This window comes from Singulisphaera sp. GP187, from assembly GCF_900129635.1.
Taxonomy (GTDB): domain Bacteria; phylum Planctomycetota; class Planctomycetia; order Isosphaerales; family Isosphaeraceae; genus Singulisphaera.
The window spans coordinates 3,181,941-3,203,235 of sequence record NZ_FSRB01000001.1; the positions used below are offsets into that span (position 1 = coordinate 3,181,941).

A 21,295-nucleotide genomic window follows, 5' to 3' on the forward strand; every position below is an offset into this window, starting at 1 on the left:
CGACCGGGCAATGGTGGCGTCGTGTTCGGAGGCTGCCGAAACGATCAGTTCCAGCCCGATACGCCATGCCGATCGATCGCTCAATCGGCGTATCAACTGGGGAGGGGTCGAAAAAAAAACAACGATCCGCCAATGGGCTAAAAACCAACTGAAAAGAGCGGACGCAGCAAGTCGTTATCCTGTCATGGTTTGCAGTCGACGCAGCGACGCAACTCTTTTCGGGTAAACCTTTTGCAGAAACACCCAAATCCTACTGGTTTTTAGCCCATTGGCGGATCGTTGAAAAAAAACGGGGTGGAAACGGTGTTGCACCGTTTCCACCCCGTTGTGAGCTTGGTCGTTCCGTTCAAGCGGAGACGAACCGGTCAGGATCCTTTCGACTCGGTCGCGGGCGGCGAGCCGCCGCCCACGCCGGCCAGGTCCTTCGACTCGTTTTTGGTCGTGGCATCGAACTTGAGCTTCTTCGACTCATCGTCACCCTCGAGGATGACGGTGATCGTGTCCTTGCCCTTGAACGTACCGCGAAGGATCTCTTCGCTGAGCGGATCCTCGATGTAGTTCTCGATCGACCGCCGCAACGGACGCGCCCCGTAGTCGGGGTTGTATCCCTTGACGATCAAGTAGTCCTTGGCCTCGTCGGTGAGCACGAGCGCCAGACCGCGATCGGCCAGCCGGCTGCGGACCTTGGCCAGCTCGATGTCGACGATCTGCTTGAGGTTGTCCTTGTTCAGCGAGTGGAACACGATGACGTCGTCGAGTCGGTTGAGGAACTCGGGACGGAAGTACTTCTCGATGGCCACCTTGAGCCGATCCTTCATGGTCTCGTAGGTGGCGGCGTCGTCGCGGCCACGGTCGAACCCGAAGATATTGGTCGTCGAGGTCGCTTCGGCCCCGGCGTTGGTGGTCATGATGATGATCGTGTTCTTGAAGTCGACGTTGCGGCCAAAGCTGTCGGTCAGCCGGCCCTCTTCCATGATCTGGAGGAGCATGTTGTAAACGTCGGGGTGCGCCTTCTCGATCTCGTCGAGCAAGACCACCGCGTAGGGGCGGCGGCGGATCTTCTCGGTGAGCTGGCCCCCCTCTTCGTAGCCGACGTAGCCCGGAGGGGCGCCGATCAGCCGCGAAACGTTGTGCTTCTCCATGTATTCCGACATGTCGATCTGAATCAAGGCGTCGGAATCACCGAACATGAACTCGGCAAGCGCCTTGGCGAGCAAGGTCTTACCGACACCGGTCGGCCCGGCGAAGATGAAGCAGCCGATCGGCCGTTTCGGATCCTTCAAGCCGGACCGGCTGCGGCGCACCGCCTGGCTGATCCGCTTGATCGCCTCGGTCTGGGAGATGACCTTCTTCTGGATCTCCTCTTCCATGCGGAGGAGCCGGCCGGTTTCCTCGGCCTCAAGCCGCGTGAGCGGGATCCCGGTCATCTTGCTGATGACCTCGGCGACGACTTCTTCGTCGACCGTCCCGTCCACTTCCTTGGAGCGCTCGCGCCACTCGCGATTGATCGTCTCTTTCTTCTTCTTGAGCTTGTCGGCCTGGTCGCGGAGGGCGGCGGCGCGCTCGAAGTCTTGGTTGGCGACCGCCTCTTCCTTGTCCTGGTTGAGCCGTTCGATCTGGTCGTCGAGCTCCTTGAGGTCCGGGGGCCGGGTCATCGCCTTGAGGCGGACGCGGGCACCGGCCTCGTCGACGACGTCGATGGCCTTATCCGGCAGGCAACGGCCGGTGATGTACCGGTCGGAGAGCTCGATCGACGCCTCGAGGGCCTCGTCGGTGATCTGGACGCGGTGGTGCGCCTCGTAGCGGTCGCGGAGACCGCGGAGGATCTCCAACGCCTCGCTCTTGGACGGCGGCTCGACGATGATCGTCTGGAAGCGGCGCTCCAGCGCACCGTCCTTCTCGATGTACTTGCGGTACTCGTCGAGCGTCGTCGCGCCGATGCACTGGACCTCGCCGCGGGCCAGCGCCGGTTTCAGGACGTTGGACGCGTCGATGGCCCCCTCGGCGCCGCCGGCACCGACCAGGGTGTGCAACTCGTCGATGAACAAGATCGTATTCTTGGCGCGACGGACCTCGTTCATGACCGCCTTGATGCGCTCTTCGAACTGGCCGCGGTACTTGGTACCGGCCACCATCATGGCCAGGTCGAGGACCACGATCCGTCGATCACGCAGCAACTCGGGGACGTTGCCGTCGATGATCATCTGCGCGAGGCCTTCGACGATCGCCGTCTTGCCAACACCGGCCTCACCAAGGAGGACGGGGTTGTTCTTCTGGCGTCGCGAGAGGATCTGGACCACCCGCTCGATTTCATTTTGGCGACCGATGACCGGATCCAGCTTCCCTTGCCGGGCTAGATCGGTCAGGTCGCGGCCAAACGAATCCAAGGCCGGAGTCTTGGATTTACTGCCTTTTGCGCCTGCGGCGCGTTCCCCTTCACCGCCGCCAGCGTCCATCCCGTGACCGAGCAAGTTGAGCACCTCCTCGCGCACTTCGTCCAGCTTCAGGTTCAAGTTCATCAGAACTTGAGCGGCCACACCCTCCTGCTCGCGCAACAGGCCAAGCAGTAAGTGTTCGGTCCCCACGTAATTATGATTCAGGTTGCGAGCTTCTTCGATCGCGTACTCGATGACCTTCTTGGCCCGAGGCGTCTGGGGCAGCTTGCCCATCGTGACCATGTCCGGTCCAGCCTGAACGATTTTCTCGACCTCATTGCGAATCTTTCTGAGGTCGACATCCAGGTTTTTCAGGACATTCGCGGCAACGCCGCTGCCCTCCTTGATCAGGCCGAGCAGGACGTGTTCTGTGCCGACGTACTCGTGGTTAAAGCGCTGCGCCTCCTGGTTCGCAAGCTGCATCACCTTGCGGGCACGATCGGTGAAGCGTTCATACATGCGGTCGACTCCGACGGTTCTACCGGGACACCCCGGTTCAGGGCCTGCTCAAAACGTCCCGAGCAATAATACGGACCAAGGGTGTCAAACGTTCATCAAGCAGGTCAGCCCAATCCACGCGACGCCATTCCATCCCGGCCCGTCTCGCAACGGTTCCGAGGGGTGGTCTGACCACCCGTTAGCGCCGCGCTTTACCTCCGAACTCCGCCGGTGGCTCACTCCATTATAGATGGCCTGGGCATCGACTCCGAAAAAAAAGGCACAAAGAGCCGGGATCGACGACTCGGGCTCCGATCACGAATCCCGTTCTCCGCCTACCGTTGACCAAGGAACCATGAGCGAGACCATGCCGTCAACAAGGCCCCGAACTCACGAGGAGGATCCCTCGCCGATTCGGGTCAAGGACTGCTGAATTTCCCAACGCCATTTGGCCCCCCCCTCGAGCTCGAGACACTGACGGAATGCCCGCCGGGCCAAGACGGGCTGCTCCACCCGGACGTAGAGCGTTCCGAGCTGCATGAACGTGTCGGCGTCCGTCTCATCCATGGACAAGATCCGCTCGTAACGTCTCCGCGCCTCATTCCAATGTCCCTGCAGATAGTATTCCATCGCTTCGCGAAACAGATGGTCGATCTCGGCACGATGCCGTTCCGGATGGCACAGCCAGACCCACCAAAGCGTGTATCCTAAACTCGTCAGCCAGTGGCAAATCGCCAAGGCCGCGAAGAAATCGGGCCAACCCGACGCGAACGACTCGGTCCAAATGAACCGGGCCACCATCGCGAAGTTCAAGATCGCCGCAAACGTAATGCCCAGGATCAGCCCCAGAACTTCTTGTCCTGACCACACTTGGGGCATTCCCGGCCAAACGCTCAGAGCCGCGATCCAAAGACGCCTGGGCAACGTTTGGCTCCTTCCAAAACGATCAGGCGAATGTCCTTATTCCACACTCCGGATTGTAATCAACGCTCCGGGGGGAATCAAGCTTACGAGGATTGACGACCCAGCGGCAGCACACCCGAACGGCGTACTCATCGCAGTTTCGCCATCCTGCTCGATCATCCGAAAAAAAGAGCCGAGGCAACCCCTTGAGCGACTCGCTCGAAGCCGGAGCGGTGAGGAGGTGCGGCTCAGCGCAGAATCCGCTCGCGCATGCGGCGGCCAAGGTCACGCAGTCGCTCGCGTTCGGCCCCTCGACCGCCGGAGGCTCCCGATTGGCCCAGTAACCCGGGAGCGACGGAGAGTTGCATCGCCTGCAAGGTGCCGCGGACCCGGAGTGCGGAGAGGTCGCGGGTATCGATCGACAGTTCGCCGAGCAGCTCACGGGCCTGATCGGGAAGTCGGTCGGTGAGACTATCGGAGCGAACCTGGTAGTCGAGTTTACCGTCGAAGTCGGTCCAACCAGCCATAACGATCGGCAGATTCGCAATCTCGAGGGTCAGGTTGTCCGTCGCGACGCGGCCCCGTTGAATCGTGAAGTCGCTCTTTACGGAACCGACTTGCACCGTGTCCGGCAGGTCGATCAAATTTTTGAGTTCCACAAAGAAGCGCGACCGTTCGAGGGCGATCGAATCGACGAGGATGCTCCCCTGCCCCGTCAATGAACGTTGCAGGGATTCATGGGTTGCCCCTTGCCCCTTCACATAGAGGTTGGCGTCGAGCCGACCGTCCATGGCGCCGACATCGGTCGTGCCGGCGAGGATCGGGAGCAAGTAAACCAGGGTATTCGACCCCTGGTCGAGCTCGACGTTATGGGCGCGAATCCGCGATTCGAAGACAGGCTCCTTCGTGGTGCGGTCGAGCGCGAGGGCCAACTCGAGGATCCCGCCGTTGAGACTGCCTTGGAGGTGCTGAATGTTCAACTGTCGCCCTTGCCAGGCGACATGCCCCTGAATCTTGGTCAGGTTCAGATGGGTCCGGCTCGGTTCGTCGATAATCGTGATCTGCCCATCGCAAAGCAGGATGTCGAGCGCCGCGGGGGCTTCGGTGGAGTCGACCGCCGAGGACCGTGGCTTGGTCGGTGCCCGCATCAGCAGGTCCGCCAGCTCCAACGTGCCGTCGTCGCGGCGGAGCACCCGCAAGGCGAGGCCGCTCACCTCGATCTTGCTCGGTTCCAGATGCCCGGCCAGGAGCTGAAGCACGCTGACGTCGATCCGGGCCGAGGCCGCCTTGAACCATGGGTCCGTGGTGGATCCGGTGGTGCCAATCTCCAGGTCACGGAGATAGACCCCTCCACACACGCCCAGCTTCAGGCCACCCAGGCGGATCGGCCGACCGGTCTCTTCCTCGATCAGAGCCAGGATTCGCGTCCGGGCCCATTCGGTGGGCGTGACCGCCAGGACGGTGGCCCAAAACAGCGGGGGAATCAAGAGAAAGGCCAGCGGGACCAGCCTCCGCAGGCGGACGCGACTGCGCTTCATGGGGCAATCCTCCCTTGATCTCCCGGAGTGTTCGTGCCGGGCGGAATGATAGTTCCGGAACGCTCCCGACCCAACGGCCAGGGTTCTCCGCACCACTCCGATTCTCAGGCCGACAGGCGAGGGACCATAACCCAAGTGGGGGAACCCGGCAATCGCAGTTTGCCGCTTCGAGGGGAAGCGCGAGTCGGCCATTGTATGGTGAGGACCGACCGGTTAGACCAAGAGAATCGGCCAGGCGGATGCCCTCGCTCCCAATCCGCGGCGGTTCTTTCGCTTTTCTTCTTTGGATCAACGGAGTTCGACGATGTCGCTTCTCTCCGTTTGGCGTCGCTCCCGCCCCCTGGGTTCGCTCCTGATCCTCCTCGCCGGAACGGTCGCGCCGACCCGCGCCGACCCGTTGCCCCGGGTGGACGAGGTCGAATTCCAGCCCCTCTCCGCGCAAGTCCGCCGGATCGTTGAAGCTTTTGACCTGTTGGGGCAGCCGCTCCCTCCCGGGCTTAAAGCCCAGTTGGAACGCGTGCTCAATGGTTCCGACCAGGCCCAGGCGATTCGCGAGATCCAGGAGATCCTTGACCCACTCTGCCTGCTCGGCGTCACCATCAACCCGGAGAGCCGAGTCAAGGCCACGCGAGGTCCCGCCACCGCCAACCTGGTCCAGCACGGCTGGCGCGTTTTCCTGGTCAAGGTCCAGAACGAGGCGGGCGTGACCGCTCCCCTCAAGGCGCAGAGCCCGAACGCCGCCCCCGTGTACCGGCGATCGTCGGGCAAACCCGACCCGAAGCCCTCGGTCGCTCCGGCCGACGTCGTTCAGCGCTGGCTCGATTTCGCCATGTTCGAGGATCGGCCAATGCTCCGGCCCCTCTCGGGCTTGGCGCTGGAGTATCGTGTGCTCCAGATCGCGAGTCGCGACTCCGGCCGCCGCGAGGCCAAGCTCCGGTTCGACGTCGGGCAGGGGTCGCAGGATCTCGGCCTTCGTAGCGACCTCGACATCCTTTTCCAGTGCGCGCCTGCGGTGCCGGTGACCCTGGACGTCCAGGACGATCACGACAGCGATGACGGCCGGCCGGTCACTGCCTCGTTCCTGTTCCGCGACGCGCAGGGACGCGTCTATCCGTCACAGACCCGCCGGCTGGCACCTGACTTCTTCTTCCACCCGCAAGTCTACCGCCAGTCGGGCGAAACCGTCCTGCTGGCGCCGGGGACCTATTCGGTCGAAGTCAGCCGCGGTCCCGAGTACCTGACGCTCAAAAAGTCGATCACAGTCCCTCACGCGGAGTCGCACCGCGAGTCGTTTCCACTCAAGCGGTGGGCGCACCTCGCCAAATTGAACTGGTTCTCGGGAGACCACCACATTCATGCGGCCGGTTGCAGCCACTACGAGAGCCCAACCGAGGGGGTCGGCCCCGAGTCGATGATGCGGCAGATCCTGGGTGAAGACCTCAACGTCGGATGCGTCTTGAGCTGGGGGCCGTGCTGGTACGCTCAGAAGGCAAACTTCGATGGCAAACTCCACCCGCTCTCGACCCCCGACCACCTGATGCGCTATGATATCGAAGTCTCTGGGTTCCCTTCGTCGCACGCCGGCCATCTCTGTCTGTTGCGACTGAAGGAGGACGACTATCCCAACACCACCCGAATCGAAGAGTGGCCGAGCTGGGACCTACCGGTGCTGATCTGGGGAAAGACTCAAGGGGGTGTCGTCGGCTTCTCCCACTCGGGCTGGGGCTTGCGGACGGCCGACGGCAAACTTCCCTCCTACGACGTCCCTCCGTTCGACGGCATCGGGGCGAACGAATACATCGTGGATGTCGTCCACGACGCAGTCGACTTCCTTTCCGCCGTCGACACGCCCGCCCCCTGGGAGCTCAATATCTGGTACCACACGCTCAACTGCGGCTACCGAGTCCCGATCAGCGGCGAGACCGACTTCCCCTGCATCTACGACGCGCGTGTCGGCCTCGGTCGCGCTTACGTCAAGCTCGCCGACGGCAAACTCGACTTCGACCGCTGGGTTGACGGGATCAAGCTCGGCCGCTCCTACGTCTCGGACGGCAAGAGCCACCTGGTCGACTTCCGGGTGGATGACGTCGCCGTGGGCGAGTCGGGAAGTGAGCGACCGCTGACAAAACCAGGGACGGTCAAGGTGTCGGCCCGGGTGGCCGCCTACCTCGAGCCCACGCTCACCCCCGCGCTCGAGGCCCTGCGGAGCAAGCCGCTCGACGTGCAACCGTACTGGGACGTCGAACGCGCCCGGATCGGGGCGGGGCGAACCGTCCCCGTGGAGGTCGTCGTCAACGGCCTTCCCGTCGCCCGGACGGAAATCGTGGCCGACGGATCGTTCCGGGACGTCTCATTCGACGTCGCGATCGAACGATCGAGTTGGATTGCGCTGCGGATTTATCCGACCTCGCACACGAACCCAGTGTTCGTCCCGGTCGGCGGCAAGCCCATCCGCGCATCGAAGAAATCGGCCGAATGGTGCCTCAAAAGCGTCGATCAGTGCTGGTCGCGGAAAGAGCGAGCGATCCGGGCCAACGAACGCGAGGCGGCCACCGCGGCTTATGACAAGGCGCGTCGCGCCTACAAGGCGATCTTGGCGGAGGCGGTCGAAGACTGAGACGGAGTCGCACGCGCCTCTTCGCATCCGATGACCGTCGGGCACAAGGCCCGTTCCACGAGGATTTCATGAACCTTTCCTTTTCCGGACACCGACCGATCCTTGCGGTGGCGCAGGGACTTCTTCTCAGCTCAGCCCTGGTTCACACCGCGGGAGCGGAGGCGAGGGCGGCAGCGGCAGACAACGGCAAGCCGGACGCGATCATCCGCAATGCCAAGGTCATCACCGTCGATCGTGATGACCGAATCGCCGAGGCCGTGGCGCTCAAGGGAAACCGGATCGTGGCGGTCGGCACCAACGCCGAGGTCGACGCCTTGGCGGGGCCGATGACGCGAAAGATCGACGCGGGAGGCAAGGCGCTCTTGCCCGGTCTCTACGACAGCCACGTCCACCCGCTCGGCGCGGCGTCGAGCGAGAAGGATCACCCGATCCCTTCATTCGCTTCACTCAACGATATCAAGACTTATATTACCGAAAGAGTCAACACCCAAAAAAAGGGCACATGGATCGTCGTGCGCTACGCGTTCCCGACGCGGCTCCGCGAGCGCCGGTTCCCGACCCGGGCCGAGCTCGACGCAATCGCTCCCGACCATCCGGTGCTCCACCAAGGGGGCCCCGCGGGGGTCGTGAATTCCAAGGCGCTGACGCTCTCGGGGATCACCCAGGACACGCCCGACCCACCGGCGGGAACGATCGTCAAGGACCCCGAAACGAACGAACCGACGGGCATGCTCCGCAATGCCTACTCGGTCCTCAAAGGGCTGCCGCGCGACGCCTATTCCGACGACGGTGAGCCGGACAGCGCACGCGTCAAGGACCTGTTCCGCCGCTACAACACGCGGGGCCTGACCAGTATCGCCGACCGAGGGGCGAGCGGCCCCGCGCTCCGGCTCTACCGACGGCTCCGCGACGATGGGGAATTGACCGTCCGGGTCAATGCCACCCGGATCCTCACACCCCCCTTCGAAGATCGCGACAAGATCGTCAAGAAGCTCAACGACCTGGCGGGGTACGCCACCGAGAACGAGCCCAACGGGCCGAGCGGTGTCGGCGACGATTGGGTCCGGATCGGCCCGATGAAAGTATTCCTTGATGGTGGAATGCTCAACGGTACCGCTGCGATGCGCGAACCATGGGGCGTGGGGCCCACTTACCAGATTACCGAACCCGACTACCGCGGCCAGTTGTTCGTCGAACCGAAAATGCTGGCGATCATCGCCGAGGAAGCGGCGCGGCGGGATTGGCAAATGACCGCGCACGCGGCCGGCGAGGCGGCCATGGATGAACTGCTGCTGGCCTACGACCGGGCCGACCGAACGGTCGGAATCCGCGGCCGCCGCTGGCTGATCACACACGCCAATTTCACAACGGCCGAGAACCTGCAACGCTGCGTCGACCTCGGTGTCGGTGCCGACATCCAGCCCGCCTGGCTCGGCCTCGACACTCGCACCCTGCTCGAGGTCCTCGGGCCCAAGCGCATGGCCTGGTTCCACCCATACCGCAAGTGGCTCGACGCCGGCCTGACAATCGGCGGCGGCAGCGATCATATGATCCGCCTTGATGCCCTAGGAGCCACCAACCCCTGGGACCCTTGGCTCGGAATCTGGATCGCCGTCACCCGCCAGGCTGAGGGAATCGGCGTCTTCAACCCCGACCAAAAACTGACACGTGCCGAGGCGATCCGGTTCTACACAATCAACAATGCCCGGCTCCACTTCGAGGAGCATCGCAAAGGCTCCATCGAACCGGGCAAGCTCGCCGACCTCATCCTGGTGGATCGTGACCCCTTGACCTGCCCCGAAAATGACTTGAAGACCACCGAGGTCCTCTGGACCATGGTCGGCGGCTCGATCGTCTACCAGTCGCGTTGATTTCTTCCAAGCATGGACGTGAAGCCAACAATAGGGAAGCTTCACTCGCCTCGAAATCCACCGACTGAGCCGCCGGTTTCTCAATCATTTTTTCGAGACCCGTTGATGTCCGAGCACAATCAGGCGCTGGCTTCCGCCTTCGATGGCCAGGCAGAAAAGTTCGAATTCGCCCCCGTCCAGAGCGATCCCGCAGCGCTCGCGCGGTTGGTTCGCGAGGCCGACCTGGCGGCGGATTGCCTGGTGCTCGATGCCGGCTGCGGGCCGGGCCTGGTCGCCGAGGCCTTCCTGAACGCAGGGCATCGTGTCGTCGGGGTCGACCTCTCCACGGAAATGATCGCCCGCGCCCGCCGTCGCTGTGCAGCCTTCGGCAACCGTGCCCGATTCGAACGGCTGTCCGTCACCGACCCTTCGCTCGGCGGCCCGTTCGACGCGGCCGTCTCGCGTTACGTGCTCCATCACGTCGATGACCAGCCAGGGTTCATCGCCCGCCAAGTTGCGCTGCTCCGCCCCGGCGGAATTCTCGTGCTCAGCGATCACACGACCGACCTCGATCCCGACCGCTCCGCGCTTCACGAAGAGCTCGAACGCGGCCGCGACAAGACGCACACCCGCAACCTGACGGCAGGCGACCTCGTCGACCTCTTCGGTGAGGCCGGCCTGATCGACGTCCGGATGGTCGAGGAACGGTTCACGCTCGACTTCGACGAATGGTTTGACCGGGGCACCCCTGCCCTCTCCAAAGCCGACGTGCGAACGCGACTGCTCGCCAACCCGGGGATTCGCGGCTTCCACCCCACCCTCATGACCGGCGGAGCGCTCCGGATCGATTGCTTCCGGGCAATCGTGCGCGGGGTCAAACCAAGCGCGATCGAGACAACCAACAGTCAAGTGAAAGCGGAAGCGGGGCACGCTTGAAATCGCTGCCTCGCGTCTTGATCGTCTTGACTTTGGTGCACGGACTCGTTGATGCGTTTGCGGCCTTCGTTCAGCCCCTCTGGCCCGACCTTCAGCGCAGCCTGGCGCTCCAGGACGGCTCGATCCAGTGGGCCTACGTGCTCTGGGGCTTGGCCACCTCGGTCAGTCAACTCGGATTCGGCTACTGGGGCGATCGACGTCCTCGAGGGTGGCTCCTCTGGGTCGGCCCCGCCGTGGGTTTGCTCTGCCTCAGCCTGATCGGCCTGGCAGCCAACCTCGCGGCGCTCAGCACGCTCTTGATCGTGGGCGGCCTGGGCATCGCCGCCTTCCACCCCGAAGCCGCCGCACTCGCCGGCTCGTGCGCTCCCCACGACCGGAGCCGAGCGATGTCCGTCTTCGCGGTGGGCGGCTACCTGGGCCAGGCGGCGGGGCCGATCTACAGCGGCGTCATCACCACCCATTTCGGCTTGCCCGCCCTCGTCTGGAGCCTGATCTGGGGATTGCCGATTCTCGGCCTCCTGGTCCTCGGCCTGCGTGATCCCGCGCGCGTCGCCAAACCGGAGCAAGCACGGCCCGTGGTTCCACTCGCGGACCTGGTGCGCGGTCGCGGCCCAGCGCTCACGATGGTCCTTGCGATTGGAATCTTGCGGGTCCTACCCGCCTTGGGGGTCCCGCTCGCGCTTTCGTACCTCCTGAAGGCAAGGGGAAACTCGAACGACTTCATCGGCATCGTCCAGTCGACCTTCCTGGGGGGCATCGGCGCCGGGAGCCTAGGGTGCGCCTTGTTCGTGCGTCGCGGAATGGAACGACGAGTGCTCTGGCAACTCCCGCTCGTCGTCGCCCCGCTGATCGGGATCTGCCCGTTCGTCAACGTCCAAGCGCTCGTCCTGAGCGTCTCGATCGGGGGCTTCCTCCTGGGAGCGACCATGCCGATCCTGGTCAGCTACGGCCAGCGATTGATGCCCGAGGGTCAGCGAATCGCCAGCTCGATCACGATGGGCGTAACCTGGGGCATCGGCGGCATCCTCGTGGCCTTGACCACATCGCTCGCCAACCGGCTCCACATGCCGGAGTTGGCATTGATAACGTATGCCTTAGCCTGCGCAAGTTCGAGCCTCCTCTGCGTCTGGTTGCCTGACGGCGAGACGGAACACCAGGACATACAACCTTCATTTTTGAGGACCAACCAAACGCAGTAGTACCGCAACCTCGTGACAAGGGGACCGTCCCCTGGAAGCGTCGATGAGACGAGACTGTCGCCACATTACCAGGTTTTCCGCCCAGCCCCGGGTGGCCCGGATCCGCCGAATCGATGCTCATGCTACAGCACAATTAAATAAACATTTTTTCTCATGAAAACATTTTTGTTTTCTTCTGAGAATGGGCCGATGGAAGACCGCCTCCGACTCGTTGAGAAGGACGTGAACTCGGGAGCCGTCGCCTTCTGGAACTGAACGCGTAAAAGGGGTTCTCCCGCACTTTTGATGATCGAAGGCAACCAACCGGTGCGGTAATCCTTGTTTTCAAGGGGTTCACCAAGTCGTTCCGGGCCGAAGAAGGGCTGTGATCATCAAGACTGCGGGAGAACCCCTTTTACGCGCTCAATTCCAGGCTTGAAGATTCCCCAAGTCCCTGTAGGCGTTCCTTCCGCATTATCCAGCTCCCAGCGGGCAGCAATCATATCGCCTTCCCAAACCACTTCTCCCGGACCAACTGACACTCATCCTTCGGCATCTTCATCATTAAAATCTTTCTCAATGAGCGACACCGCCATCATCCGGTCCCAGCCCGCTCGCCGAATCAGCCAATCGCGATCCCGATCCACCAGTTTCATTGCTTCGTCGTAAGTCATGGCTCACCTCCTTAGGGGAATGGTGCTGGGTTAGATATCCCGGAGAAGCCCCTCCCTTCGCTCGATCGAGCGAACAGCGGAGGGGAACCGCCGGCACTTGCCGGGACGCCCGAATGGTTAGCCTCTCCCCACCGCGGACAGCCCGGGCCGTCAGGCATCGCCCAAATTGAACTGCTGGGATAAAATGCCCCACAGAGCGGCCAACCAACACGGAGGATACATGCGGCTTCCAGCCTTCACGATCAAGCAGATGATGGTCATCGTCCTCTGCTCCGGCCTCGCCCTGCATCTAACGGTCGCTGCCTGGCAGGCCCACCGCTACGGCGTACCGCACTTGCACTCGTTCATTCTAAAGAGGGGCAATGGCCCCGCCTGGGTCGTGGGCATAAGAAACCGGCCCTTCTGGCCAAGGCCAGCGCGCATAGCTGTACGGTTTAGGCGGTCTAGCGCGAGAGGATTCAACTCGATATCCTGAGATACGGTTTTCGTGATCGCCTGCCTCGACACTTGGCGCGTGGAGGTTGGACACGGACCGAACTCAGGATCTCGTCTCATGGCCAAGTTTGTCGACGTGGCTTCGATCGGTTCCTACTTCGAATCGCTCTCCGATCCCCGTCATACACGCAATCGCAAGCACTTGCTGGTCGATATCGCCGTCATTGCGGTCTGCGCCGTCATCTGTGGCTGCGATGGACCCACCGCCATCCATCGATGGGCCAAGAACCGAGAATCCTGGCTGGCCCTGCATCTCACTCTGCCCAACGGCATCCCCTCCCGGGACTGCATCCGACGCTTGCTCATGACGCTCAAGCCCGAAGCGTTTCAACGCGTCTTTCAAGCCTGGATCTGTGAGGCGATTCCGGTCGACGTCAACAATCCCCACCGTCTCGTCGCCATCGACGGCAAGGCTTGTCGCGGGTCGCACGACAAGGCCAAAGGCCTCGGCAATCTCCACATTGTCAGCGCCTGGGCCAGCGAGGAGGGCATCGCACTGGGCCAGGTCGCCACCGACGCCAAGTCCAACGAGATCACGGCGATACCGCAACTCCTCAACCAGATCGACCTCGCCGGTACGCTCATTACGATCGACGCGATGGGCTGCCAGAAAGAGATCGTCAAGCAGATCGTCACTGGCAAGGGCGACTGCGTGATCGCCGTCAAAGACAACCAGCCGAAGCTTGCAGCAGCGATCCAGTCGTTCTTTTCCGACCACATGGAACGCGACCTGGAAGACCTCCGGTATCAATATCACGAGACCCGCGATGACGGGCACGGCCGCATCGACGAACGGGCCTATCTTCTGGCCAAGGTGCCCAGTGATTTCGCCCCGGGGAAAGAGTGGCCGTGGGTCAAAGCGATCGGCTATTCGGTGCGAGTCACGCGGCATGCCGACGGTACGGAGTCGGAGGAGATGCGTTACTATCTGAGCACTTGCGATCTCAGTGGCAAGCGGTTCGGCGAAGCGGTGCGCGGACACTGGGGCATCGAGTCGATGCATTGGGTCCTGGATGTCAACTTTCGCGAGGACGAGCACCGCACTCGCGAGCGAACTTTGGGGAACAATTTGAGCTGGCTTCGGCGGTTCGCCGTGACGCTCCTGAAGCGTCATCCCGACAAGGATAGTCTTCGCGGCAAGATGATGTCCTGTATGATCAATACGGACTATCTTACACAAGTTCTTTCATTGCAGCCACTTTGATATGCGCTGGCCTTGCCCTTCTGGCCAGCCTTTTGGCAACGTTCGCTGGGATACTCCTCCAAAGAGCAACGGGCGTGTTTCGAAGATGCTGACGCCCTGATGGAGATGTGCGAACTCGCCAATCCAGAGATCCGGATGCCGATGGGGCCTTACACTTACGCCGCGAATCGCACAAAAGAGCAGAAGGCGTGCTTCTGGAAGTTATCGAAGGAACAGCAGCTTGAAAACCCAGGGAATTACCCAAACCCAGTCGTTCTGACAGAGATACCCTCTCTGCTCCAGGAGCCGTTGATCCAATGCCTGGTGCCCCCGGCCTCCGTCAGGGTGACCACATTCTGCTTCCTAGGTTTAGACTCGCTCGTGACCAAGGTGAGAATGTCCGCGAGGCTGGCCGCCTTTCGCTCGAATCCTGAAGCGATGGGCTTGTAGCGGAGAGGAGGGCTAACTTCTTGCGATGCGTTCACCTCTCCGGTAGCAGCTCATCCAGCCCAGCGACCCCGAGTAACCCGATGATCGCCCGACGATCCTCCGTGGCCACCACGCACTTCTCTTAGCAGGAGGGGGGGTGAGTCAGGGTGAGTCAGTGGCCATGCACTCAAACAGGGCAAACCGTGAGACTTGAGTAAGTTGCCAAGACTCACGGACAAATTCACAGTTCTGCTAAATCTCCCAAACTTTCCAGGCATAGTCATAGCCAGGCACCTCAACTGGGGCGCATGGGTGATTCAGTTTAGATGAGTGACCGAGAGCATTGAGTAGCCAGGCACCTCAATACAAGAGGTTTGGGAGACTCAGCAATGCTGGGCGAGCCGTGGCCGGCTCGGCTGAATTCGCCAGGTTCCCCGTCTTGCCCTCTTTTGGAGCTGGGCCACCGTCGCGCTGGGTAGGGGTCGCCCACTCCCTTCCCCTCGCTAAGGCGAAGCGGTAGCCAAGTTCCGGCCACGGCGATATTGCCGCGGTGAACAACAGCCCATAAGCCTCTTGAAGGCCGTGCTGAAGGCGCTTTCGGACTCGTAGCCGAGCGATAGACAGATGACCGCAATGGAATCGCCGGAATTCGCGGCAGAGACGCTCGCGGCGCGTGGTGGTCGCATGGCGGTGGTGCGCCTGCCGCAGGTCCATGATCCGTTCAAGCAAGGCCTCGCCACCTACTCGATCACCGTCGCTCGCGAAAAGAGCGTCTCGACTTACGTCGGTGACGGGCTCGACCGCTGGCCCGCAGTGCACCGGCGCGATGCCGCGCTTCTCTCCAGGCTGGCGCTCGAGAAGGGAACGGCTGGGGCAAGGTATCACGCGGTCGCCGAGGAGGGCGTTCCGGCCCGAGAGATCGCGGAGGCGATCGGCCGGGGCTTGAGGATTCCGGTCGTCGCCCTGTCCCTCGAGGAGGCCGCCAGTCACTTCGGCTGGCTTGAGTTCTTCGCTGGGATGGATATGCCAGCGTCAAGCGCACTGACTCAGCAACGGCTGAGTTGGCACCCGACCCAGAAGGCCGGGCTCATCGACGATCTCGGGCATAGGGACGATTTCGGGGGTTGAAAGTGCCGGATCCGGAGCGCCGGGAGTCAGGGCAGGCAAAGTCGAACGGCCTCCCTTGACATCCCCGCAAGACAGTTTAAAATCGAACCAATGGAGCCAGGACGTAAAAACAAGCTGCGAATCCTCAGCGGTCACGACGTGCCAGCGGAACATCGCGGGCATGCGGCGTTGACCACGCTCATCCGCATCTTCGGCCGGATGACCGCAAGAGGGGGGCAGTTGGCCAAGCGTCACGGCCTCTCGCTCCCCCAACTCGAGGTGTTGCTCTGCCTTAACCATGGGGAGGGCATCAGCCAGCAGGACCTGGCCGAACGCCTGTTGCTGACGAAGGGCAACATCTGCGTGATGGTCCAGAAGATGGAGGGCACCGGTCTGATCGAACGCCGATCGGACCCGGATGACCAGCGCTTTCACCGGCTCTACATGACCCCCGCCGGTAAGCAGAAGCTCGGTGAGATCCTGCCCGAGCACATGGCCATGACGGGCCGCGTGCTCAAGGGCCTGACGCAGGCGGAGCAGAAGACCCTGCACGAGTTGCTCTGCCGCATCGACGACACGTTCAACGAGGATGAGGACTGAGCCTTTTTATTTGACCAGACAGTTCAATTTTTGACTGTCTGAAATCAAACCATTTCAGGAGGTCAGATGCAACTTCTCCACGTCGATTCGAGCATCCTGGGCGCCAACTCCGCCAGCCGCCAGCTCACGGCCGAAGTCGTCGAGGCGGAGCTTCGGCTCGTACCTGGCCTTACGGTCGTTTACCGCGACCTGGCCGCCGATCCCCTGGGGCACATCTCGGGCGGGCACCTCGGCGCAGCGCAAGGTACGGGCCTCGACTTGCCGCCGGAGTTGCAGCGGGATGTGGCGCTCGGGCAGGCGGCACTGGCGGAGTTCCTCGCTTCCGACATCGTTGTCGTCGGCGCTCCGATGTACAACTTCACGATCCCCAGCCAGCTCAAATCGTGGATCGACCGCATCACCGTCGCCGGTCAGACGTTCAAATACGGCCCGCAAGGTGTCGAAGGGCTCGCTGGCAGCAAGAAGGTGATCATCGTCTCCACAAGGGGCGGGCTGTACGGTTCCGAGACGCCGATGGGGTCGTTCGATCACCAGGAGCCCTACCTGCGGATCCTGTTCGGATTCCTCGGAATCACCGACATCCGCGTCGTGCGGGCCGAAGGCCTGGCCATGAGCGATAACCGGGCTGCCTCAATGAACGCGGCGCACTCGGCCATCGCCGCTCTGGTTTGACTTCGGACTCAGTCGCCGCAAGCGAGGGAGTGAGTGCCGCCGGGGCGGGTCAGGCCTCTGGATCGGGAAGCGGAGGCAACCCGCTCCACTCGCGCATGCGAGCGATCGTCTTGGAGTCACAGTACTCCCGAGGCATAGAGGTTGATGCGTCAACACACGCACTTTTGATCACAATGCAGATCTAACGTGCAGCCGCCATAGGCTCATGTTCATAACCGTGAAGTCATACTCGTGCCCCTGTATGTCCCGGCCGAGTAGGGGTTGAGCTTTCTCACGCGTCATGCCCAGGCGAAGCATCCCCCCCTTTTAGTGTTCGAATCCCGATGCGTGGGACGACATTATCGGCCGCCATACGCTTCGACCTCGGCGGGATTACGGTATCCACAGCGATCGTCTCGGCCCCTATGCATCTCCCTGGAGAACCGTCCACATCAACCAGACGATTCGTCGCCTTCCTGCTTCGTGCCCTTCAGCACCGCCACGATGGCCATGGCATGGCCGTGACCAAGCTCGAAATCCTCCTTGAGCCAGGTGACCACCTGGCCTGCCTTGATGTCGGCGCGGAGCTTACCGTCTGACATGAAGCCCTTCTCCTCGGCGAGCTTTCTGAAGTCATCCGGCCCTTTGCCGGTTTTCGTTTTGATGTTGGCCAGGTAGGCTTGAAAAGACACTTGAACTCCTTTTTATAAAGAAGATGGGGCGTTTCTTCGGCTCGTTCGACGTCGGAATCATACCAAGGGTATCGGATTGTGTAGCCAGGATTGAGTCGCCAGGCACCCCAGTTAAGAGGCCTGGGAGATTCAGCAAAGATGGGCAAACTGTTGCCGGCTCAGCCGAATTCGCCAGACCTCCTGTCTTACCCTCTTTGGGAGCTTGCCACCGTTGTGTTATTCACTGTAGCAGCCTGAGCACCAAGATCGTTTCAACCGCCGAAACGGGGAAACCGACAAGCCTAGGCCGGGAAACTGGACTCTCGCTTGCCTCAAAGCCATAGGCTAGCATGGCAAGGGTGCAAGGTGGTGTTGTTTGTGTGGATCCAAACACTCGATCTCCCGCACGAAATCGAGTCGATCAAAGCAAGGTTATGGAATACCGCTATCTCCGGGCACGCGGAGCGCTGAATGACGCCGAGCTCAGGTCGTCCGATGCGCCGTCGGTGCGGCACGGCCACGTTCACGAACCCTCCATTCCGCGGAAGCTGATCGAGCTGTTCCCCGAATCGCTCGCCCGAGAAACTCTGGCGATCCCCGTCAAGTTGCGCGGAGAGACCCTGGTCGTCGCGACGGTGGATCCCCTCGATATCGCCCTGGCTGACAAGCTCACCTTCGTCCTGGCCAAGAAGATCCAGCTCATCCCGTACCCCCGTGAGCGGATCCTCGCCCTGATCGAACGCTACTACGGCAGCCGAGGTGAGTCGGAGTCGGTCGACTCGATGTTGCAAGAGTTCTGTGACACCGCCATCGCTGAAGTGGGGTCGACGGGTGGCGCGGCCGCGTCCCGTTCGCCTGTTCCCGTTTCCAAGTGGGAGCAACCCCGACCCGCTCCTGCCGCCGCGGGTCCGACCGGTCTCGATCCGACTCGTTCCGTGGGAGATCCAGGCGTGTTCACCTATGTTATCGAAGAAGGCCAGCGCGTCCTGATGCGGCGTCCCAACGGGACGATGGACGTCATCGTGGGGCCGAAACGCGTCTGGCGCGGCAAGAACATCTTCAGGCCGATGCAGCACTTCGTCGCCCACCCGGGCGATTACCTCATCGTTCGCTTCCGCGACGGCCGGCAGGAACACCAGCCCGGACCGGCCGAAGTCTGGTTCGATCCCCGGATCCATCAAGAGGTGACACGCCAGGAAGCGCTCCAGGTGGCAGCCAAGGAGGCGGTGGTCGTCTACAGCAGCAAGGAAGGGACGAGCACCGTCCAGCGGCGGATCGAGAACGGTCCGACGCTGTTTACGCCGCGGCCCGGCGAGTGGCTGCACACGTTCGCGTGGCACTCCTCGGACGGCGGGTCCCAGGGAGCCCGCAAGGTGCCCGGCGGCCTGGTCTTTCAAAAGCTCTGGCTGATGCCGGACCAGATGTACCACGACGTCACTGACGTGCGGACTGCGGACGACGCCGTGCTCACAATCCGCCTGATGATCTTCTTCGAGCTGCTCGACATCACGACCATGCTGGAGACGACCCATGACCCGATCGGCGACTTCGTGAACGCAGCCACCAGCGACGTCGTCGACTTCACCTCCCGCCATGACTTCGAGTCGTTCAAGCGGAATACCGACAAGCTCAACGAGCTGGCGACCTATCGCCAGCTTACGGGACGCGCGACCCAGTGCGGCTATCGGCTCAACAAGGTTGTCTACCGCGGCTACGGCGCTCCCGAGCGGCTCCAGCTCATGCACGATCAGGCGATCGAGGCGCGGACGAGGCTCCAACTGGAGCGAGCGACCGAGCAGCAAGCGCAGGACCTCGAGAACTTCAAGCTCGACAGCCAGATGCACCGGGCCGGCAAGCGGCGGCACGAGCAAACGTCCGAGGTCGAGCACGACCTCGAGCTGGCCCGAAAGAAGCAGGAAGCGAGCCTCACCGACCGGGAGGCGCGCATGAGCTTCGAGCGGCAACAGGGTCAGCTCGACGCCGATCTCCGCCAGCAGCTCCACGCCCAGCGCGATGCCCAGCAGCGTGAACACCTCGCGTCGCTTCGCGACATGGGAGTCGACCTGACCGCCTTCCTGACGCAGAACCGGGCCGATCGGGTCATCGAGCTCCGCGGGCCGAAGGGAGCCACCCACGTTCACCTCGACCCGAACCGAGGCTCGAACGGTTTGCCCGAAGAATCGTCCTGAACGTGCGAGGCTCGCGGCTCGAGCCTCATGCTTGGATCGGGATTGATTCGCCAGACACCTCAGTTGAGAGGCCTGGGAGACTCAGTAAAAATCAGCGAGCTGTCACGGCCTCGGCCGAATTTAGGGGCCTGGTCACCGTCGACCCCACTCAAGATGGAGTTCGACCGGCGGGGTCTTGTGTCCAAAGCGTTACGGTTATAGTGGCCCCCAGATTTCGGACCACTCGGTAAGTTATCATTGAGGGAGGTCTTACCGAGGGCGAAGCATGGGACAAATCCGCAAGCGACACTCGGCGGCGTTCAAGGCGAAGGTCGCCTTGGAAGCTGCCAAGCAGGACAAGACGATCTCCGAACTGGCCAAGCAGCACCAGATCCACCCGGTGCAGATCAGCCAGTGGAAGAAGCAACTCCTCGATGGCCTGGAGGGCCTCTTCGAGAACGGGTCGGCCGCCCGTCGGCCCGACCACGAGAAGCTCCAGACCGAATTGTACGAGCAGATCGGGCGGCTCCAAATGGAGCTGGCCTGGGTGAAAAAAAAATCTGCCTTGTGAGGTCGAGGCCAAACGAGCCTTAATCGAATCCATGCATCCTCAATTGAGTGTTCGTCGCCAATGTGAGCTGCTGGGACTCAATCGGTCGAGTTTCTACTACGAGCCGGCGACGGAGACCCTCGAGAACCTGAGCCTGATGAGGCGGATCGACGAGCAATATCTCAAGACGCCGTTCTACGGCAGCCGCCGCATGACGGCCTGGCTGACGAGGCAAGGAGAGGAGGTCAACCGCAAACGCGTGAGCCGCCTGATGGAATTGATGGGTCTGGAGGCGCTTCATCCCGGGCCTCGAACCACGACGCGGAACCCTGACCACAAGGTTTACCCGTACTTGCTTCGCGACCTGACGATCGAGCGACGCAATCAGGTTTGGTCCACCGACGTGACGTACCTCCCGCTCAACCAGGGCTTCATGTTCCTGGCGGCGGTGATCGACTGGCACAGCCGGTTCGTGCTCTCTTGGCGGCTGTCGAACACGCTCGACGGCCGGTTCTGCCTGGAGGCGTTGGACGCGGCGTTGGAGGGAGGACGCCCCGAGATCTTCAACACCGACCAGGGCGTGCAATTCACGGCGCGGGCCTTCACCGGCCGGCTTGAGGCGGAAGGGATCGCCGTGAGCATGGACGGACGCGGGAGGGCGTTGGACAATGTGTTCGTCGAGCGGCTGTGGCGGCCTCTTAAATACGAGGGCATTTATTTGAAAGCATATTGCAGTGCCAGAGAGCTGGAAGCCGGCCTTGAAAGGTGGTTTGCGTTTTACAACCACGAGCGATTGCATCAGAGCTTGGCCTATCGCACGCCCGCCGAGGTCTACCATGGGGCCGAACCGGTCGGGCCTTGAGAGGGGAGAG

At 62.2% G+C, this 21,295-nt stretch carries 14 protein-coding genes and 2 pseudogenes; 10 read left to right on the forward strand and 6 right to left on the reverse strand.

Translation table 11 applies throughout. The annotated features are described in order from the left end of the window. Positions 1 to 365: 365 nt before the first annotated feature. From BUS42_RS12480 to BUS42_RS12490, 3 genes are all read right to left on the reverse strand, one after another. Positions 366 to 2,894: an ATP-dependent Clp protease ATP-binding subunit gene (locus tag BUS42_RS12480; RefSeq protein WP_074307191.1), complete on the reverse strand. Its 2,529-nt coding sequence runs from the start codon at positions 2,892 to 2,894 to the stop codon at positions 366 to 368. A gap of 369 nt (positions 2,895 to 3,263) precedes the next feature. Further along, positions 3,264 to 3,797, reverse strand: coding sequence for a tetratricopeptide repeat protein (locus BUS42_RS12485; RefSeq protein ID WP_074307192.1), 534 nt, complete (start codon positions 3,795 to 3,797; stop codon positions 3,264 to 3,266). 227 nt (positions 3,798 to 4,024) lie between these two features. Next, positions 4,025 to 5,314, reverse strand: a complete 1,290-nt coding sequence (locus BUS42_RS12490; RefSeq protein WP_074307193.1) for a DUF748 domain-containing protein — start codon at positions 5,312 to 5,314, stop codon at positions 4,025 to 4,027. Positions 5,315 to 5,618: 304 nt separating this feature from the next. On the opposite strand from BUS42_RS12490, the gene BUS42_RS12495 reads away from it, so the two are divergent. From BUS42_RS12495 to BUS42_RS12510, 4 genes are all read left to right on the forward strand, one after another. Beyond that, the gene (locus tag BUS42_RS12495) at positions 5,619 to 7,931 is read left to right on the forward strand and encodes a CehA/McbA family metallohydrolase (RefSeq protein WP_074307194.1); all 2,313 of its coding nucleotides are present in this window, start codon (positions 5,619 to 5,621) and stop codon (positions 7,929 to 7,931) included. 68 nt (positions 7,932 to 7,999) lie between these two features. Then, the gene (locus BUS42_RS12500; RefSeq protein ID WP_074307195.1) at positions 8,000 to 9,802 is read left to right on the forward strand and encodes an amidohydrolase; all 1,803 of its coding nucleotides are present in this window, start codon (positions 8,000 to 8,002) and stop codon (positions 9,800 to 9,802) included. A gap of 105 nt (positions 9,803 to 9,907) precedes the next feature. Beyond that, positions 9,908 to 10,717, forward strand: a complete 810-nt coding sequence (locus BUS42_RS12505; protein ID WP_074307196.1) for a class I SAM-dependent methyltransferase — start codon at positions 9,908 to 9,910, stop codon at positions 10,715 to 10,717. Continuing rightward, the gene (locus BUS42_RS12510) at positions 10,714 to 11,916 is read left to right on the forward strand and encodes an MFS transporter (RefSeq protein ID WP_074307197.1); all 1,203 of its coding nucleotides are present in this window, start codon (positions 10,714 to 10,716) and stop codon (positions 11,914 to 11,916) included. Before BUS42_RS12505 ends, BUS42_RS12510 begins: the two co-directional genes overlap by 4 nt. A 521-nt stretch (positions 11,917 to 12,437) precedes the next feature. On the opposite strand, the gene BUS42_RS46005 is transcribed toward BUS42_RS12510, so the two are convergent. Further along, positions 12,438 to 12,569 (reverse strand): hypothetical protein, encoded by a 132-nt coding sequence (locus BUS42_RS46005; protein WP_256386141.1) that lies wholly within the window; start codon positions 12,567 to 12,569, stop codon positions 12,438 to 12,440. Positions 12,570 to 13,122: 553 nt separating this feature from the next. On the opposite strand from BUS42_RS46005, the gene BUS42_RS12515 reads away from it, so the two are divergent. Then, a complete protein-coding gene (locus tag BUS42_RS12515) occupies positions 13,123 to 14,268 on the forward strand; it encodes an ISAs1 family transposase (RefSeq protein ID WP_074304534.1) in 1,146 nt (381 codons plus the stop codon). Positions 14,269 to 15,179: 911 nt separating this feature from the next. Here the strand turns inward: BUS42_RS12515 and BUS42_RS12525 are convergent. Continuing rightward, positions 15,180 to 15,326, reverse strand: a pseudogene (locus BUS42_RS12525) (helix-turn-helix domain-containing protein); the annotation flags it as partial. Here BUS42_RS12525 and BUS42_RS12530 point away from each other — a divergent pair. The 3 genes and pseudogenes from BUS42_RS12530 to BUS42_RS12540 form a co-directional block, all read left to right on the forward strand. Continuing rightward, positions 15,322 to 15,804 (forward strand): annotated as a pseudogene (locus BUS42_RS12530) (NAD-dependent dehydratase); the annotation flags it as partial. The pseudogenes BUS42_RS12525 and BUS42_RS12530 sit on opposite strands and share 5 nt — an antisense overlap. A gap of 90 nt (positions 15,805 to 15,894) precedes the next feature. Then, complete coding sequence (locus BUS42_RS12535) at positions 15,895 to 16,383, forward strand: MarR family winged helix-turn-helix transcriptional regulator (RefSeq protein WP_074307198.1); 489 nt, start codon at positions 15,895 to 15,897, stop codon at positions 16,381 to 16,383. A gap of 66 nt (positions 16,384 to 16,449) precedes the next feature. After that, on the forward strand, positions 16,450 to 17,055 hold the full coding sequence (locus tag BUS42_RS12540; RefSeq protein ID WP_074307199.1) for an FMN-dependent NADH-azoreductase: 606 nt from the start codon (positions 16,450 to 16,452) through the stop codon (positions 17,053 to 17,055). 431 nt (positions 17,056 to 17,486) lie between these two features. On the opposite strand, the gene BUS42_RS12545 is transcribed toward BUS42_RS12540, so the two are convergent. Next, complete coding sequence (locus BUS42_RS12545; protein ID WP_074307200.1) at positions 17,487 to 17,726, reverse strand: DUF4287 domain-containing protein; 240 nt, start codon at positions 17,724 to 17,726, stop codon at positions 17,487 to 17,489. Between the two features lie 413 nt (positions 17,727 to 18,139). On the opposite strand from BUS42_RS12545, the gene BUS42_RS12550 reads away from it, so the two are divergent. Both BUS42_RS12550 and BUS42_RS12560 read left to right on the forward strand, forming a co-directional pair. Then, entirely contained in the window at positions 18,140 to 19,894 is a 1,755-nt protein-coding gene (locus tag BUS42_RS12550; protein ID WP_074307201.1) for a GspE/PulE/PilB domain-containing protein, read from the forward strand. 265 nt (positions 19,895 to 20,159) lie between these two features. Then, positions 20,160 to 21,285, forward strand: a protein-coding gene (locus tag BUS42_RS12560) for an IS3 family transposase (RefSeq protein ID WP_410001682.1) whose coding sequence is annotated in 2 segments (ribosomal slippage) — positions 20,160 to 20,431 and positions 20,430 to 21,285 — 1,128 coding nt in all. Because the reading frame shifts where the segments join, the coding sequence is not laid out codon by codon here. Positions 21,286 to 21,295: the final 10 nt, after the last annotated feature.